The organism is Jannaschia seohaensis, from assembly GCF_900116765.1.
Taxonomy (GTDB): domain Bacteria; phylum Pseudomonadota; class Alphaproteobacteria; order Rhodobacterales; family Rhodobacteraceae; genus Jannaschia; species Jannaschia seohaensis.
Genome location: NZ_UETC01000028.1, coordinates 1 through 14840 on the forward strand (window position 1 = coordinate 1; position 14840 = coordinate 14840).

At 67.0% G+C, this 14840-nt stretch carries 15 protein-coding genes; 9 read left to right on the forward strand and 6 right to left on the reverse strand.

Going from position 1 to position 14840, the window contains the following annotated elements:
* Nucleotides 1–205 precede the first annotated feature (205 nt).
* Complete coding sequence (locus tag DTQ71_RS22860; protein WP_109566594.1) at nt 206–1918, forward strand: methyl-accepting chemotaxis protein; 1713 nt, start codon at nt 206–208, stop codon at nt 1916–1918.
* 607 nt (nt 1919–2525) lie between these two features.
* Here the strand turns inward: DTQ71_RS22860 and DTQ71_RS22865 are convergent.
* The gene (locus DTQ71_RS22865) at nt 2526–3659 is read right to left on the reverse strand and encodes a methyl-accepting chemotaxis protein (protein ID WP_211317183.1); all 1134 of its coding nucleotides are present in this window, start codon (nt 3657–3659) and stop codon (nt 2526–2528) included.
* Between the two features lie 509 nt (nt 3660–4168).
* Here DTQ71_RS22865 and DTQ71_RS22870 point away from each other — a divergent pair.
* On the forward strand, nt 4169–4978 hold the full coding sequence (locus tag DTQ71_RS22870) for a glycosyl transferase (protein ID WP_109566596.1): 810 nt from the start codon (nt 4169–4171) through the stop codon (nt 4976–4978).
* Nucleotides 4975–5877: a glycosyltransferase family 2 protein gene (locus DTQ71_RS22875; RefSeq protein ID WP_109566597.1), complete on the forward strand. Its 903-nt coding sequence runs from the start codon at nt 4975–4977 to the stop codon at nt 5875–5877. Before DTQ71_RS22870 ends, DTQ71_RS22875 begins: the two co-directional genes overlap by 4 nt.
* Before the next feature lie 28 nt (nt 5878–5905).
* On the opposite strand, the gene DTQ71_RS22880 is transcribed toward DTQ71_RS22875, so the two are convergent.
* Nucleotides 5906–6130 carry a hypothetical protein gene (locus DTQ71_RS22880; protein ID WP_109566598.1) on the reverse strand — a complete coding sequence of 75 codons (225 nt, stop codon included), beginning with the start codon at nt 6128–6130 and terminating at the stop codon, nt 5906–5908.
* Nucleotides 6131–6275: 145 nt separating this feature from the next.
* Between DTQ71_RS22880 and DTQ71_RS22885 the strand changes: the two genes are divergently transcribed.
* Complete coding sequence (locus tag DTQ71_RS22885) at nt 6276–7883, forward strand: tetratricopeptide repeat protein (protein WP_146204927.1); 1608 nt, start codon at nt 6276–6278, stop codon at nt 7881–7883.
* 45 nt (nt 7884–7928) lie between these two features.
* Here DTQ71_RS22885 and DTQ71_RS22890 read toward each other — a convergent pair whose 3' ends face one another.
* Nucleotides 7929–8330, reverse strand: coding sequence for a rhodanese-like domain-containing protein (locus DTQ71_RS22890; protein ID WP_109566600.1), 402 nt, complete (start codon nt 8328–8330; stop codon nt 7929–7931).
* A gap of 130 nt (nt 8331–8460) precedes the next feature.
* Here DTQ71_RS22890 and parA point away from each other — a divergent pair, with 130 nt between their 5' ends.
* Together parA and DTQ71_RS22900 are read left to right on the forward strand one after the other, a co-directional pair.
* Nucleotides 8461–9096, forward strand: a complete 636-nt coding sequence (gene parA / locus DTQ71_RS22895; RefSeq protein WP_109566601.1) for a ParA family partition ATPase — start codon at nt 8461–8463, stop codon at nt 9094–9096.
* 131 nt (nt 9097–9227) lie between these two features.
* The gene (locus DTQ71_RS22900) at nt 9228–10994 is read left to right on the forward strand and encodes a calcium-binding protein (protein ID WP_109566602.1); all 1767 of its coding nucleotides are present in this window, start codon (nt 9228–9230) and stop codon (nt 10992–10994) included.
* 21 nt (nt 10995–11015) lie between these two features.
* Here the strand turns inward: DTQ71_RS22900 and DTQ71_RS22905 are convergent, their stop codons facing one another.
* The 3 genes from DTQ71_RS22905 to DTQ71_RS22915 are packed head-to-tail and all read right to left on the reverse strand — an operon-like array spanning nt 11016 to nt 13152.
* Complete coding sequence (locus tag DTQ71_RS22905; RefSeq protein ID WP_109566603.1) at nt 11016–11423, reverse strand: hypothetical protein; 408 nt, start codon at nt 11421–11423, stop codon at nt 11016–11018.
* The gene (locus tag DTQ71_RS22910) at nt 11420–11953 is read right to left on the reverse strand and encodes an EF-hand domain-containing protein (RefSeq protein WP_109566604.1); all 534 of its coding nucleotides are present in this window, start codon (nt 11951–11953) and stop codon (nt 11420–11422) included. Before DTQ71_RS22910 ends, DTQ71_RS22905 begins: the two co-directional genes overlap by 4 nt.
* Nucleotides 11950–13152, reverse strand: a complete 1203-nt coding sequence (locus tag DTQ71_RS22915; protein WP_109566605.1) for a pyridoxal phosphate-dependent aminotransferase — start codon at nt 13150–13152, stop codon at nt 11950–11952. The genes DTQ71_RS22910 and DTQ71_RS22915 overlap by 4 nt, the downstream gene beginning before the upstream one ends.
* Nucleotides 13153–13227: 75 nt before the next feature.
* On the opposite strand from DTQ71_RS22915, the gene DTQ71_RS22920 reads away from it, so the two are divergent.
* From DTQ71_RS22920 to DTQ71_RS22930, 3 genes are all read left to right on the forward strand, one after another.
* Nucleotides 13228–13617: a helix-turn-helix domain-containing protein gene (locus DTQ71_RS22920; RefSeq protein WP_109566606.1), complete on the forward strand. Its 390-nt coding sequence runs from the start codon at nt 13228–13230 to the stop codon at nt 13615–13617.
* Nucleotides 13614–13874 (forward strand): FAD assembly factor SdhE, encoded by a 261-nt coding sequence (locus tag DTQ71_RS22925; protein ID WP_109566607.1) that lies wholly within the window; start codon nt 13614–13616, stop codon nt 13872–13874. The genes DTQ71_RS22920 and DTQ71_RS22925 overlap by 4 nt, the downstream gene beginning before the upstream one ends.
* A gap of 72 nt (nt 13875–13946) precedes the next feature.
* Entirely contained in the window at nt 13947–14444 is a 498-nt protein-coding gene (locus DTQ71_RS22930; RefSeq protein WP_109566608.1) for a MarR family winged helix-turn-helix transcriptional regulator, read from the forward strand.
* Nucleotides 14445–14840: the final 396 nt, after the last annotated feature.

Consider the following 14840-nt stretch of genomic DNA (forward strand, 5'->3'; position numbering starts at 1 on the left):
TCCAGCACAGCCTCGCAGACACACACACCATCGCCGCATGAGACCAACCGAAAATGAAACAACAACCCAAACAATCACAACTCATGATCCTCACGGATGACACGCTGCGGCGAGCGCCGTTTGCCGCGCCTGTCCAAATCCCCGGAAAGCACTGAAATCACGGCTTCGATCGCGACGGCCGCGCGCAACGCAGAAAGACGATGAAATGTTGAAGACGATCAAGGCCCGTATCATCCTGCTGGTCATCACCGCCTCCGTTGCCTCCGTTGTAACGGTGACCGGCATACAGGTCTGGCTGAAATGGGGTTCGCTCACCCAGTCGCATCTGTCGTCGAGTCTCGGAATGGCAGCGGCCATCCTGACCGAGCGGGAAGACGGCATCAGCACGACATTCAATGAGGCAGCCGGCGTCGAAGCGATGAGTTGGCGGAGCCGACCCGACGTCGCGACCCATGAGATGATCGACCGGGTCGGGGCGATCACGGGCCAGACGGCCACCATTTTCTTTTGGGACGAATCACGCGGGGAATTCGTTCGTGCCACCACCAATATCATCAAGGATGACGGGGCCCGGGCCGTCGGCACGGTCCTCGGCGCGGACGGCCCCGTGCATGCGGTCGTGACCGAGGGCGAAACCTTTCGCGGCTCCGCGACGATTCTCGGCAAGGATTACTATACGGTTTATCTGCCGGTCCGGAACGCGGCGACGAACGCGATCGACGGCATTCTCTATGTCGGGGTGGAGAAGGCAACTGTCTGGACCGAGCTGGTCGCGTATGTCCGGATCGGTGTGCTGCTTGGCGGCGTTGTGCTGCTGGTCGCGATGCTGGCGGCGTTCCTCGTCGCGACCGCGATCACCGGGCGCATCTCGCACATGGTCAGTGTCGTGAAGCGCGTCGCGCGCGGGGATCTGTCCGGTTCCTTCGAGGGCCGGGGCGGGGACGAAATCGGCACCTTGATGGCGGAGATGGACCGCATGGTCGCGGATCTCACCGCAATGTCGGTCGCGGCCGAACGCATCGCAGAGGGCGACCTCACCGTGCAGATCGAACCCCGGTCCGACGCTGACCGGCTCGGCCGAGGTCTTGCCGGTGTGGTCGAGCGCCTCCGAGAGGTGATCGCGCAGGCCGATGCGAACGCTCGGAGCGTTGCCGAAAGCGCGACCGAGATGTCGCTGACGGCCGACAAGCTCGCATCGGGCTCATCGCAGCAAGCCGCCGCCGCAGAGGAAGCGTCGGCCTCGATCGAAGAAATGACGGCAAACATACGCCAATCGGCAGATAACGCCGCTCAGACCGAAAAGATTGCCGGGCAGGCGGCGCAGGACGCACGCGACTCGGGCGACGCGGTCGGGCAGGCGGTCCGCGCGATGAAGTCGATCGCGGAAAAGATCAATATCATCCAAGAGATTGCACGGCAGACGGACCTTTTGGCCCTGAACGCCGCCGTTGAGGCGGCACGGGCCGGCAGCCATGGCAAGGGATTTGCCGTGGTTGCGTCCCAAGTCCGCAAACTCGCCGAGCGCAGCCAGGAAGCCGCGGGAGAAATCCGTGAGCTCTCCGGCGAGACGGTCGAGGTTTCCGGCAGGGCGGGAACCATGCTCGAAGCGTTGGTGCCGAAGATCCAACGCACGGCCGACTTGGTGGCAGAGATCTCGGCGTCGACTCGCGAGCAGAATATCGGGGCAGAGCAGATCAACCAGGCGATCCGCGAGTTGGACAATGTGATCCAGGCGAACGCCTCCGCCGCGGACCGATCCGCGACGACCTCGCAGACCCTCGCGCGGCAGGCGACCCAACTGACCGATACGATCTCTTTCTTCGACACCGGGACCGACCGCGCTGCAACGATGCCGGACGCACCGGCGAAGCTGACTGTCGACCCGGTCGAGGCACGCGGATCGGCCCGTGCCGCATAGGTGGGGCCTTCCAAGGAGGAGCGCGACGCGCGCGAGGCGGCCCCCTATCGGCATAGCGGGGGTCTCTGCCTGCCGGGCATTGTGGGGCGTACGCGTTCCTCGCTCTGTCTTGCGGCGTGGCTCGGATTCTTGCTCACGGGGAGGGGCATCGTCCCCGGCCTGGGGCGATGCTGTGGCTCTCCGGGGCAAGCCGGCGGGATGGACCATCAGGCAGGGGTGACCTGCATGGCGTCGTCCCTGGCGCGCGGATCTGGAAGCGACCTCCCGGTCCGTGAGCGCATCCGATCAATAGGGGCGAAGCCAATTCTACCGCCTCACGCGCGCTGTCGTCCTGGCCTCAGGGCATCAGGGCAGCCGCTAGGTTTCCCTGGCCGGTGAGACGATTGGTCAGGGCACAGGACGCTCGGAGGCGGCGATCAATCCGGAGCCGCTTGTGTCGTCGGCCGGCCCGGTGTTGGGGCCCGGTGTTGGGGGCGCGGCTCCGAAGCCGCGCGGTGCGACGGGGCTTCGCGCAGCCGCAGCCGAAGGCATGCGTGACGGCCCGGTCGGCGCGGTTGTCGCGCCGGCCCCCTTGCGGCTCGGTCCGCCGGGCCGCAAGGCGCGCCTGTCAGGCGGCTTTCCCTGCGGCGGGCTCCTGCTTGCGCACGATATTGCCGTCCTGATCCCGGAAGCCTGCGATCAGGGAATTCAGCGCCGCCGCGCTATCGCTCAGCCCCGTTGTCGTCGCCGCCGCTTCCTGTGCGGCGGCCGCGTTGGCCTGAATTACCTGATCCAGATCGCGGATCGCGGTGTTGATCTGCTCCGATCCGATCCGCTGCTCCTGGGTGGCGGCCGAAATCTCCTGCACGAGGTCGCGGGTGCGCTGAATTTCCGGGACCAGCGCGGCCAATTCGCTTCCGGCCCGGCTCGAGGTCGCCGCGGTCGATTGCGACAGCGCCACGATCTCGTCCGCCGCGACCTGGCTTCGCTCGGCGAGCCGGCGCACCTCGGCGGCAACGATGGCGAAGCCGCGGCCATGCACGCCTGCGCGGGCCGCTTCGACCGCCGCGTTGAGCGCAAGCAGGTCGGTCTGGCGGGCGATCTCCTGAATGATGGTGATCTTGTCGGCGATCGTCTCCATGGCGTCGACGGCCTCGGAGACGATGCTGCTGGCGGACCGGGTCTGTTCGAGCGAGCGGTTGGCGATCGTCTCCGTCTGCGCGGCGTTCTCGGCCGATTGGCGTATGTTTGCCGTCATTTCCTCGATGCTGGCGCTGGCCTCCTGCGCGGCCGAGGCCTGTTGCACGGCACCCTCGCTGACCCGTGCGACCGCCTCGCTCATCTCGCTGCAGCCTGACATCACGTTGTCCGCACTGATCGAGACCTGGTCGAGAAGTTGGTCGAGCGCCTCGTATTCCTCGGTGATGTTGCGCACGAAGGCCGCGTAGGCCCAACTGCCCCCTATCTTCATCTTGGACAGCGCGAGCGAGGCCGACACCGCGCTGCCATCCTTGCGGAAGAGCTGCACGTCGCGGCTGGAGCCGACGATCTTGTCGTTGCCAGTGGTCCGATTGGCGTTGATGTAGCTGTCATGGGGCGCCCGGTGCTTGCGCGGGACCAGGACGTGGACGTTCTGGCCGATGACCTCTTCCGCGCTATAGCCCCAAAGACGTTCCGCCGCCTCGTTGAAGAAGATCACGACGTTACTGGTGTCGATGATCACCACGGCGTCGATCGCCGTCTCGAGCGTGGCCTGCGCCATCCAAGATGGCAGGTTTCGCATAGGCCTCGCTCGTCCCAATATGCGCATGGACCTCTCCTTCATGATTGCGCTGACCGCGGCCCACCGTTGCATACTGTTCTTTTCAATTCCCTAATGCGCCTGCGCGCCGCCCCCGCAGTGAAGTTCAATTTGTGAGGATCGGCGCGCAGGGCGCTTCGTGTGACCTTCGCCTGGGCCCCAAACCCGTCGCCCGCCCGTGAGACTTGTCGGGCTGTGCCGCGGCCTCTAGACGACGGTCGTCCGCCTTTTTACGGGCGTTCAGGACTGCCAGTCACATGAGAGCGCCCACAGCTTGTCCCCCCAGGGAGGGAAGGAGTCGTTCGGAAGATGCTGGAACACTCAGGAAATGAGGCCGGGCGGATGGCCGTCCGTTCTCCGGCGCGCCGGGCATCGGCGGGACCCAGCCGACCGACTGGACGGGGGGGCGGGGTCCCAAATTGCGCCTTGCGCCGCCGATCGGGTCCGCCGCGTCGCGTCGGAGGCGCCCGATGAAAAAGCAGGTCATCTGCATCCGCTGGGGCACGAAATACGGGCCGGACTACGTCAACCGGCTCTATGGCATGGTCGCGCGCAACCTGACGCCGCCCTTCGACTTCTTCTGCATCACCGACCGGGACGAGGGGCTGCGGCCGGAGGTGCGTGTCGTGCCGCTGCCGGAGCTGGGCTTCACGCTGGAGGGCATCCATCACGGCATCTGGGACAAGTCGCGCCTCTGGCAGCCGCGCCTCGGCGACATCACGGGGCCCGTCCTGTTCATGGATCTCGATCTCGTCGTCACCGGCCCGCTCGACGGCTTTTTCGAGCAGGGGCACCCCGATGACGTGATCCTGGCCCGCAACCCGACCACGCCCTTCGAGAAGCTGGGCCAGACCTCCCTCTACCGCTTTCCGGTCGGCGGGCTGGTCCCGCTCTGGGAAAAATTCCGCGCCGATCCCGTGCGTATCGCGGCCGAGCACAAGTTCGAGCAGCGTTTCGTCACGCGCAATGCGCCGGGCGGGGCCAAGTTCTGGCCCAAGGGCTGGGTCGCGCATTTCCGCCATCACTGCGCCCGGCCGTTCCCGTTGAACTACTTCGCGGAGCCGCGCCTGCCGCCCGACGCGCGGGTGGTCATTTTCGCGGGCGGGCTCAATCCGCCGGACGCCATCGCGGGCCGCTGGTGGCCGCATCTGCCGGTGCTGTCGCCCGCCGAGCATATCCGCGCCGCACTCACCGCGCCCGAACATGCCGGTAAGCGCCTCCGCTATCTGCGCCATTACATCAAGCCCACCAGCTGGGTGCGGGAGCATTGGGTCGAATGAGCTGGCGCGACCGCCTGCGGCAGAGGTTCAAGATCAGCAGCGTCGGCCTGCGCCCACCGGCCGCGCGTCCCGGGCGGCAGGGCGTGGCGCTGGTCGCGATCATGCGCAACGAGGCCGCCTATGCGCCGGAATGGGCCCGCTTTCACCACGCGGCGGGGGTGCGGGCGTTCTTCGTCTACGATGACGGCTCGACCGATGGGACCGCCGAGGCGCTGCGGGCGGCGCTGCCCGAGGGCGCCCTGACGGTGATCCCCTGGGCGCAGCGGCTGGAGGACGTCCGGCTCGGCCGGGAGGTCCATAACCAGGTGCTGGCCTATGCCCATGCCGCGTCCAATTTCGGGGCCGAGTTCCGCTGGATGGGGTTTCTCGATCCGGACGAGTTCCTGATCCCTGTCTCCGCGCCCTCCATCCCCGCCGCGCTGGAGGGGCTCGACGTCCCATCGCTGTCCCTGCCTTGGCATATGTTCGGCTTCGGGGGCCATGAGACGGCGCCGGAGGGCGGCGTTCTGGAGAATTACACGCGCCGCGCGCGCGAGGTGGGTGGTGACGCGCCGGGCCTGCGCGCCTTCAAGATGCTGGCCGATCCCTGTCGGATCACGTCCATGCGCGTGCATTCCCTCGCCTGCGACGGCTCCGAGGCGACATGGAACGACCGGGGCGACCGGGTGCCGGGGCCTGACGCGCGGGGCCAGGATTTTGTGTCGGCAGAGCGGTTGCAACTCAACCATTACTACACCCGGTCCCGCGCGGAGCTGGAGGCGAAGATCGCTCGCGGGCCGAACCTCGCTTCCAAGGCGGCCGAGTATCGGCGCAAGGTGATGCGGACCGTGGACTCAATCGAGGCGGACACGGTCGAGGACACGCGCGCCCGAGATTACGCGGCGCGGCTGACCCTCTGATCGCGGTCCTGGTCGGACTTCGACCGGATCACCAAAGAGTGGCCCGGGGTATCGGTCCGGCCTCGCCACTGCTGCGCCGGTTGGTCTCGGTCGTCCCGGGAATTCCCATGTCCTCGAGCCGGTCACGCGGCATCGTTTCGAGGCGGCGCGCCTCGGCGTCGCGCCGGAAGGCGTCGAGGATCCGCAGGCGCAGCGGGGCGAAAAACGGCGCGTGGGAGGTGGCGGCGCGGGGGCTGGAAAGTGTTTCGATCATCGGGTGGCTCCTTCGGTTCGATGGATCCACCCTGCTGGCTCCGCGTCATACGCCCGTAAGATCGTTGCTGAAACAGCGCAATCGCCGTGCAATATAATCGTCAAATCGACGCGACACGCATAAGAAAGGCCGAGCCGGTGCGTTCATGCCGCGACTGAGCCTGCATCTGGGCGGCGCATTCCGCGCTGCGATGGATGGCGCGCCCCTCGACGCCCTGAGCCGGAGGGGGCAGGGCATGCTGGCCTATCTCGCCTGCCAGCCCGGTCTGCGGGCCGAGCGCGCGGCGCTGGCCGATCTGCTCTGGTCGGATCGCAGCGAGGCCCAGGCCCGCGCGTCGCTGCGGCAGGAGCTCTCGCTTCTGCGGAGGGTCTTGGGCGACGCGCTGGCGGCGGATCGGCAGGCTGTCTGGCTGGTGGCCGGCGCCGTGCAGGTCGACCGCGATGGCGGCGCGTTTCTGGGAGGGTTCGACCTTCGCTCGGAAGGCTTTGAGGATTGGTTGCGGTCGGAGCGGGCCCGCGCTCCGGTGGAGGCGGCGAAAGCACCAATCCGAGCGGGCGCGGAGAGGGCGACATTGGCCGTGCTCCCCTTCGACGAACTCGGCGCGTCCGACGAGGACATGTTCGCTGACGGGGTCGTGGAAGAGATCACGAACACTCTGAGCCGGGTGCGGGAGTTCGACGTGATCGCCCGACAATCGGCCTACGCGCTGCGCGGTCAGGCGCTTTCGGCGCCGGAGACCGCCGGGCGTCTCGGGGCGGACTACCTGGTCGAAGGGACTGTCCGCCGCGCAGGCGACCGGGTGCGGATCGCGGTCCAACTGGTGGACGGCTCCGACAGCCATGTCCTCTGGTCCGCGCGGTTCGACGAGACCATGGACGACCTCTTCGAGCTACAGGACCGCATCGCCGCAAGCGTGGCCGGGCAGGTCGCCCCGAGCCTGCGCGCGGCCGAGATCACCCGCGCCGGGCGCCGGGCGCCGGAGGATCGGACGACCTACGAGATGACGCTCACGGCCTATCCGCATTTCTGGTCGCTCCGTCAGGAGGGAAATGCGACAGCCGGAGCGCTCCTGGATCGGGCGCTGGCGCGGGATCCCGAATATGCGCTGGCGGCGGCCCTGCGCGCCTGGGTCCATGCACAGCAGAATACGTATATGTGGGCCGTCGATCCCGCGAAGGAACGGGCGCGGGCGCTGGAACTCGCGAACAGGGCCGCCGAATTGGTCACCGACCACGCCCCGACCCTCATGGCGATCGCCGGGGCCTACTCCCAGGCGAGTGCGGACGAGGCGCTTGCCCTGACCTTCCTGGACCGCGTGCTCGAAATCGATCCCAACAATGCCTGGGCCTGGATCAGGCTGGGTTGGCTGCGTCAGTACAAGGGCGAGGTGGAGGGGGCGCTGGAGGCGTTCGACCGCGCCGAACGCCTGAGCCCGCTCGACCCGTTCGCGCATCAGATCACCTTCGGGCGGGCGGCGGCGTATTACCGATGGGCGGAGGATCCGAGCGACGGGCTGAGGATGATCGAGGACGGGCTGCGCCGCCACCCGGGCGTTCTGTGGCCTTGGCGGATGGTTGCCGTGGCGAATGTCCGGCTTGGCCGAACGGAGGCGGCACAGGCGGCCGCGCGTCGCCTGCTCGACCGTCTGCCGCATGTCACGATCCGCTATCTCCGGGCCTGCCTCCCGCCCGCCGCCGTCCATTTCGACGACGTCTATTTCGAGCACCTGGGGGTCGCGGGCTTCCCCGACTGACGGCGCTTCGCGCGGGCGAAGGGCGGTGCCCCCGTCTGCCCGCGTCTACGCTTTCGTCTTCCGCTCGACCGGGCCGCCCTTTTCCTCCCAGGTCGAGAACCCCTCTTTCAGGTGGGCCGCCTCGAACCCCATGTCCTGAAGCGTCGCCACCGTCAGCGCCGAGCGCCAGCCGGAGGCGCAGTGAAAGACGTAGCGCGCGCCGGGCTTGGCGAAGATGTCCTTGTGATAGGGGCTCTCGGGATCGACCCAGAACTCGATCATGCCGCGCGGCGCGTGGAATGCGCCGGGGATGTAGCCCGTCCGTTCCCGCTCCCGCGGGTCACGGATATCGACCACCACCAGATCGGGATCGTCGAGCTGCGCGATCAGATCGGCGGTCTCCACCTCTTCGATGCGGGCGCGGGCGGCGGCGACCATCTCGGCCGCGGTTGTCTTGAGTTTCGTCATCGGATCCTCCTGCTTGGGCGCGAAGCTGGCACGGGGCGGGCAGGGCGGCAAGGCGCTCCCGGGACGCGGCATTGACGTTGCGGCGGTCGCGCGCGATGCTGCGGTGCCGCAAGACCTTTGGAGCGCAGCCATGGCCAAGATCATCACCTTTGCGCAGCAAAAGGGCGGCTCCGGCAAGACCACGCTCTGCGCCCATGTCGCCGTGGAACTGGCGCAGCGCGGCCATGCGGTGGCGTTGCTCGACAGCGACCCGCAGGGTTCGCTGGGCCGCTGGTTCATGACCCGGTTCGAGCGCGACAGCGGGATCAAGGGCGACCTGACCTTCTCGACCGCCTCGGCCTGGGGGGTCAGCTATGAGGCGTCGAAATACAAGAACAGCCACGAGTTCGTGCTGATCGACACGCCGCCCAAGATCGACAGCGACCTGAAACCCGCGCTCAAGGTCTCGGACCTGGTGGTGGTGCCGGTTACCGCGAGCCAGGTCGATCTCTGGGCGACGGAGGGTGTGCTCGACATGGCCGGGCGCGAGGGCAAGCGGCCGCTCGCGGTGCTCAACCGGGCGCGGGCGGGGACCAAGCTGACGCAATCGGTCAAGGCCGCCTTGTCGGAGCTGGAGGCCGAGGCGGCCGAGGCGGTGATCGCCAACCGCGTCGCCTATGCCGAGGCGCTGGGCGCGGGGCTGGGCGCGGCCGAGATGCCCGGCGCGGCCGTGGCCGCCGCCGAGATCGCCGCGCTGGCCGACGAGGTTCTGGCCAGCCTCGACTGAGCGCGTCGCCTCAAACCGCCAACTCCCGCTCCGTCATGTGTGACGCAGTTGCGCCGTGTCCATCAGCTTAACTGATTAGTAATTGACTTTACGATACTTCCCCCCAAGACGACGGGGCAAAGGAGAAACTCATGGCTACCTATACACTCGACGGTCTTTTGGTTCGCGAGACCGACGATTCCAGGATTTTGGGCGTTGAGTCCAGCAGCTTCAGCTTCATTGTCCCGGATTTCGAGACCGATCTCTTGACCACCATCCGCGAGTTCACCGAGGAAGGGGAGCCGCTGCTCAATCTGGTGATCGCTGATAATGACATCCGTCTCGGCGATCGGTCGATCTACGATATCGCGGAACTCGATTTCGCGATCGCGACCGTCGATTGGAACTTCGGTGGGGAGCAGGGGCGCTCGGTCGTCTTCAACGCTTTCGAGAATGAGACGAACTTTTCTCATATCTTCACGATTGGTGGCGTGCCGCTGCCGGCGAGCGCCTTCGAGACGCCCGCCGCCGTGGAAGCCTTCCTTCTCAGCGCCGAGATCGCCCCACCGCAATTCGGCAGCGGCTTTGGGCCTGGCGAACCGATCGATCTGACGGCTCTTCCCGACGTGATCGTCAACAACAGCGAATTCGTCGTCGACAACCGCAACGATTCCGAGCCGGATCGCACCTACTCCCTGGGGATCGACGATGACACGTTCCGTGCGGGGATCGGCAATGACACGGTCGACGGCGGCGACGGGTTCGACACGCTCCAGTACGAATTCACCGGAGGCGGGATCCGAGCCAACCTCACCGATGCGCCGCGCGAAGGGCTGGCCCCCGGGGAGGTGCAAAAGCTGAACGGGACCGACCGGGTGTCCTCGTTCGAGAATCTGCTGGCGACCAACCAGTCGGACAGGATCTTTCTGCCCGACGGGGCTGGGTTCGTCTTCAACCGGGCCGGCGACGATTATGTGGAAGGCGATGCGGGCGACACGCTCTTCGTCTCGGGGAGCGGCGAGGACACGCTGATCGGCGGAGCCGATGACGACGTGATGATCTTCGAAGATGACGGGTTCGACGGCGCGGGAGAGGCCTATCAGGGCATCGTCCTGACCATGACTGGCGCGGGCGAGGGCACCGTCGTCGACGGCTGGGGCTTTACCGATACCTTCTCGGGCTTCGCGCGCTTTGAGGGCGGCGCGCTGGACGACATCTTCGTCGGAGCCGGCGGGCGCGACCTCTTCGCCGGAAATCTCGGGGCGGATGACATGTCGGGAGGCGGCGGCAACGACACGCTCCTCGGTGGCGAAGGCGACGATCTGCTCGATGGTGGCCTGGGCCGCGACGTGATGGAGGGCGGCGTCGGGGACGATGTCTACCGCGTCGATGACCGCCGTGACGTCGTCGTCGAGAATTCGGGCGAGGGGATCGACCGGATCGAGGCCACGTCCGACGTCGTCCTGGGCTCCTCGGAGATCGAAGTGGTCGAACTGTCCGGCGGGGCCGTGCGCGTCACCGGCAACGGGTTCGCGACCGAGATGATCGGCAGCGACCGGGGCAATATCCTGATCGGCGGCGGCGGCGGCGACACGCTCGAAGGCGGCGGCGGCAACGATACCTTCGCCTTCCTGATCGACGATGCGGCGGGCGCCGCGCGGATCGTCGATTTCGAGGCGGGCGATCGGCTGGCCCTGGACGACCGGTTCTTCGGGTTGGGCGATGCCGGCATCGATGTGCGGGCGGTGACGCAGCAGCAGATCAGCAATGCGGTCCGCAACGGTCTCGTGGAATACGATGGCCGCAGCGGCGCGCTCTCGATCGATGCCGATGGACGCCGCGGGCCTGAAGAGGCCGAGCTGGTCGTCACCATCGAAGGCGGCGGGCGGCTTGGTCCGGACGAGCTTCTGCTGTTCTGAGCCGCGGCGGCGACCGTCGCGTCACTCCGTGTCCGACCGGCCCGCAAGCCGGTCGGCGCGCTTGCGCACCAGCACCGACCGGAGGTCGTGCATCGCCAGCAGCAGCGCATCGGTCGCCGCCTCCACCTCGTCGTCGGAGCCGCGGGCCTGCGCCCATTGCGCCGTCAGATTGAGGGCTTCGATCGTGCGCTGGACGGTCTCGGCCTCCCGCTTGGCCAGCGTTGCGCGCCGCTCGGCAAGCCAAGCGTCGATCGCGGCCCGGTCCGCATCGGTCAGGTCGCGGCCGCCCTGGGCGCGCACCGTCCCGTTCGCCACGTTCACGGAGGCGATCTGCTCCATCTCCAGCCGCCGCTGCCGGGTCTCGGCATCGACGCGGAAGACGGCCGCGCCGTTCTCCTTGATCCGGAAGTAATAGGGCGGGAGGTTCACCCCTCGGTGCCCACGGGCTGGGCGCGCAGGACGGCTTCGACCTCGGCCGGCGTGACGATCCCGTCCTCGTCCAGATCCCATCCGGCGAGGTCTTCGAGCAGCGCGGTGCTGCCGACTTCCTCGGCGCGCAGGCGCACGCCGGTCTCGATCTCGTCGCGATCGACGCGGCCGGTCTTGTCGGTATCGAATTCGGCGAAGAAGGTTTCGAGGTGGCTCGCGGACCAGTCGCTCCGCTGTTGTGCGACTTCCAGCCGGGTCAGCACGCCGTCCCCGCTCTTGTCGAGCGTGACGAGGCTGTCGACGGCGCGGGCGATCCGGCGTTCCCGCGCGGTATCGCGATCGGCGCTCAGCGTGGCCAGGACGATCCCGTCGGCCCGATCGATCCGTTGCATCAGTGCGGTGATCATGTCGAGTGCCTCGTCCGGCCCGGCTTGCAGCAGGCGCTCCAGCTGCGGCGTCACCGGCACCGCCGCGGGATCGCCCGCGGTGGCCGGTGTCGCCAGCAGAAGCGCCAGCGCGAGGGCTCTCACGAAAGCCCCTCGCAGAACCGCTTGATCCGCGCGCAGGCTTCGGTCAGCGCGGCGTCCGAGGTCGCGTAGCTGACCCGGAAATGCGGCGAGAGACCAAAGGCCGCGCCAAAGACGACGGCCACGTTTTCTTCCTCCAGCAGCGCGGTGGCGAAGGCCTCGTCATCGGTGATCTCGGCGCCGCCCTTGGAGGTCTTGCCGATGCAGCCCGCGATGGACGGGTAGACATAGAACGCCCCCTGCGGCACCGGGCATTCGATGCCGGGGCAGGCGTTGAGCCCGGCCACGACCAGATCCCGGCGCCCCTTGAACAGCGCCTGATTGGGCCGGATGAACTCCTGCGTGCCCTCCAGCGCCTCGACCGCGGCCCATTGCGAAATGGAGCAGGGGTTGGAGGTCGATTGCGACTGGATCTTGCGCATCGCCTTGATCAGTTCCTCCGGTCCGGCCGCGTAGCCGATCCGCCAGCCGGTCATGGCATAGGCCTTCGACACGCCGTTCATCGTCAGCGTCCGGTCGTAAAGCAGCGGCTCGACCTGCGCCGGGGTGGCGAAGACGAAATTGTCGAAGACGAGATGCTCGTACATATCGTCGGACAGGATCCAGACATGCGGGTGGCGCAGCAGCACGTCGGTCAGCTTCTTGAGCTCATCGGCGGAATAGGCCGCGCCGGTCGGGTTGGATGGCGAGTTGAAGATCAGCCACTTGGTCTTGGGCGTGATCGCGGCCTCCAGCGCCTCGGGCGTCAGCTTGAAGCCGGTCTCGAGCCCCGCCTCGGCGATGACCGGCTCGCCGCCCGCCAGCAGCACCATGTCGGGGTAGCTCACCCAATAGGGCGCGGGGATCACCACCTCGTCGCCCGGGTTCAGCGTCGCCATCAGCGCGTTGTAGATCACCTGCTTGCCGCCGGTGCCGACGGTGACCTGGGCGGGCGTATAGTCCAGCCCGTTGTCGCGCTTGAACTTGGCGCAGATGGCCTGTTTCAGCTCGGGGATGCCGTCGACGGCGGTGTATTTGGTTTTGCCCGCCTCGATGGCGGCGATCCCGGCGGCCTTGACGTTGTCGGGCGTGTCGAAATCCGGCTCTCCGGCGCCCAGGCCGATCACGTCGCGCCCGGCGGCCCGCAGCTCGGCCGCCTTGGTGGTGACCGCGATCGTGGGCGAGGGCTTCACACGGGCAAGGGTGTCGGACAGGAAGGCCATTGCGTCGTCTCCGGTTGGCACTGAGGCTGCGACCGTCCTAAAAGGCTTTATAACCTGCATGCAAGGAGCGTGGCGATGCCCGAGGACCAGACGACCGACAATTGGTACGACCCCGAAGCCACCACATTCGGCGACCGACTGACCGGCGCGCGCGAGGCGGCGGGGTTGGGACAGGCGGAACTGGCGCGTCGGATCGGGGTCAAGATCAAGACGCTCCGCGCCTGGGAGAACGATCAGTCCGAGCCGCGTGCGAACCGCCTTTCGACCCTCTGCGGCTTGCTCAACGTGTCTCTGGTCTGGCTGCTGACCGGCGAAGCCGTGGGTCAGACGCCGACCCCGGTGGCCGACGAGGACGGCGCGCTGCTGGAGGAGGTCGAGTCGCTGCGGCGCGAAGCACTCAGCCTGACCGAGCGTCTGGGTCTGCTGGAAACCCGTCTGCGCACCCGTCTGGCTGGGTCGGCATGAGCCCGCTCGAGGCGCGCCGCAAGCGCGCCCGTATCCGGGCCTGGCGCCGTGGGATCAAGGAGATGGACCTGATCCTGGGGGGCCATGCCGATGCGGAACTTGCGCATATGGATGAGACCCAGCTGGCCCTGTTCGAGGCGGTTCTCGGTGAGAACGACCACGACCTGTTCCAATGGGTCACTGGCCAGGCGGAGCCGCCGGCCAGGTTCGCGCCGCTGATGGAGGCCCTGTCGAAGCGGGCCGCGGTGGCCAAGTGACCGAGTCTTAACGGATTATTCGGATTTATCGGCGAAAACGCCCGGAAAGCTAGTCAAACCGGGGCCGATGAGATGAGCAGACTCGAGAAGTTCCAGCCGAGGAAGACGACGGATTTCATGTCCGGCTATCTCGACTCGCTGACCTTGGTGGAGCGGTTGCACCGGCTGCTTCTGGACGTGATCAAGGACGAGTTCGAGCGGCTCGACATCCTGGAGATCAACGCGGTCCAGGGGCTGCTGCTGTTCAATATCGGTGACAACGAGGTCACCGCGGGCGAGTTAAAAAGCCGCGGTTACTACCAGGGCTCGAATGTCAGCTACAATCTCAAGAAGCTGGTCGAGATGGGCTACATGCACCACCAGCGCTGCGAGATCGACCGCCGTGCGGTGCGCGTCCGTCTCACCGAAAAGGGGCGGGAGGTCCGCGACGCGCTGGAGGGCTTGTTCCAGCGCCACGCCGAAGGAATCCGCCACACCGGCGTCCTGTCCGACGCGGGATTGATCGAGATTGTCAGTACCCTGCGCCGCGTGGAACGCTACTGGAGCGATCAGATCCGCTACATCTACTAGACCCGGCGTATTCACGCGCTTTATGGTCGGGTAAGCCGCTGATCTGGCGCTGCAATCGTTGCATTGATTGCAAGGTTTCGGGGGAGCGGTGCATGCCCTTGCGGGGTCAAAATGCCCTTATTTGGGGGGGGCGCCCTTAGCCTGACATCTCGGACCTTATGTTGCTCCGCATGTTGAGCAGAACAGTTAGGCCCGTCTCGAAATGCAGGGATGCGGCCCCGTGAAGCTGACCGCCAACACCAGCTCCGCCCTCTAACGGCCCGCCTCGGGTCGAGGACGAGAAGCGGTCACGGTCAGAGCGTTCTGAACCGCCCCGGGTTTGCCGGAGGCTCCAACTCTTGAGTAGGATGGAGCATCATGAGCAAGACCTCGAACAAGTTCTCCCCTGAAGTCCGC

Bases quoted from the DNA above. Each gene is read 5' to 3' on its own strand.
- DTQ71_RS22885 (WP_146204927.1), top strand. From the start codon at position 6,276: ATGCCGCGACTGAGCCTGCATCTGGGCGGCGCATTCCGCGCTGCGATG.
- DTQ71_RS22925 (WP_109566607.1), top strand. From the start codon at position 13,614: ATGAGCCCGCTCGAGGCGCGCCGCAAGCGCGCCCGTATCCGGGCCTGG.
- DTQ71_RS22860 (WP_109566594.1), top strand. From the start codon at position 206: ATGTTGAAGACGATCAAGGCCCGTATCATCCTGCTGGTCATCACCGCC.
- DTQ71_RS22880 (WP_109566598.1), bottom strand. From the start codon at position 6,130: ATGATCGAAACACTTTCCAGCCCCCGCGCCGCCACCTCCCACGCGCCG.
- DTQ71_RS22930 (WP_109566608.1), top strand. From the start codon at position 13,947: ATGAGCAGACTCGAGAAGTTCCAGCCGAGGAAGACGACGGATTTCATG.
- DTQ71_RS22900 (WP_109566602.1), top strand. From the start codon at position 9,228: ATGGCTACCTATACACTCGACGGTCTTTTGGTTCGCGAGACCGACGAT.
- DTQ71_RS22875 (WP_109566597.1), top strand. From the start codon at position 4,975: ATGAGCTGGCGCGACCGCCTGCGGCAGAGGTTCAAGATCAGCAGCGTC.
- DTQ71_RS22865 (WP_211317183.1), bottom strand. From the start codon at position 3,659: ATGGCGCAGGCCACGCTCGAGACGGCGATCGACGCCGTGGTGATCATC.
- DTQ71_RS22920 (WP_109566606.1), top strand. From the start codon at position 13,228: ATGCCCGAGGACCAGACGACCGACAATTGGTACGACCCCGAAGCCACC.
- DTQ71_RS22890 (WP_109566600.1), bottom strand. From the start codon at position 8,330: ATGACGAAACTCAAGACAACCGCGGCCGAGATGGTCGCCGCCGCCCGC.
- DTQ71_RS22870 (WP_109566596.1), top strand. From the start codon at position 4,169: ATGAAAAAGCAGGTCATCTGCATCCGCTGGGGCACGAAATACGGGCCG.
- parA (WP_109566601.1), top strand. From the start codon at position 8,461: ATGGCCAAGATCATCACCTTTGCGCAGCAAAAGGGCGGCTCCGGCAAG.
- DTQ71_RS22915 (WP_109566605.1), bottom strand. From the start codon at position 13,152: ATGGCCTTCCTGTCCGACACCCTTGCCCGTGTGAAGCCCTCGCCCACG.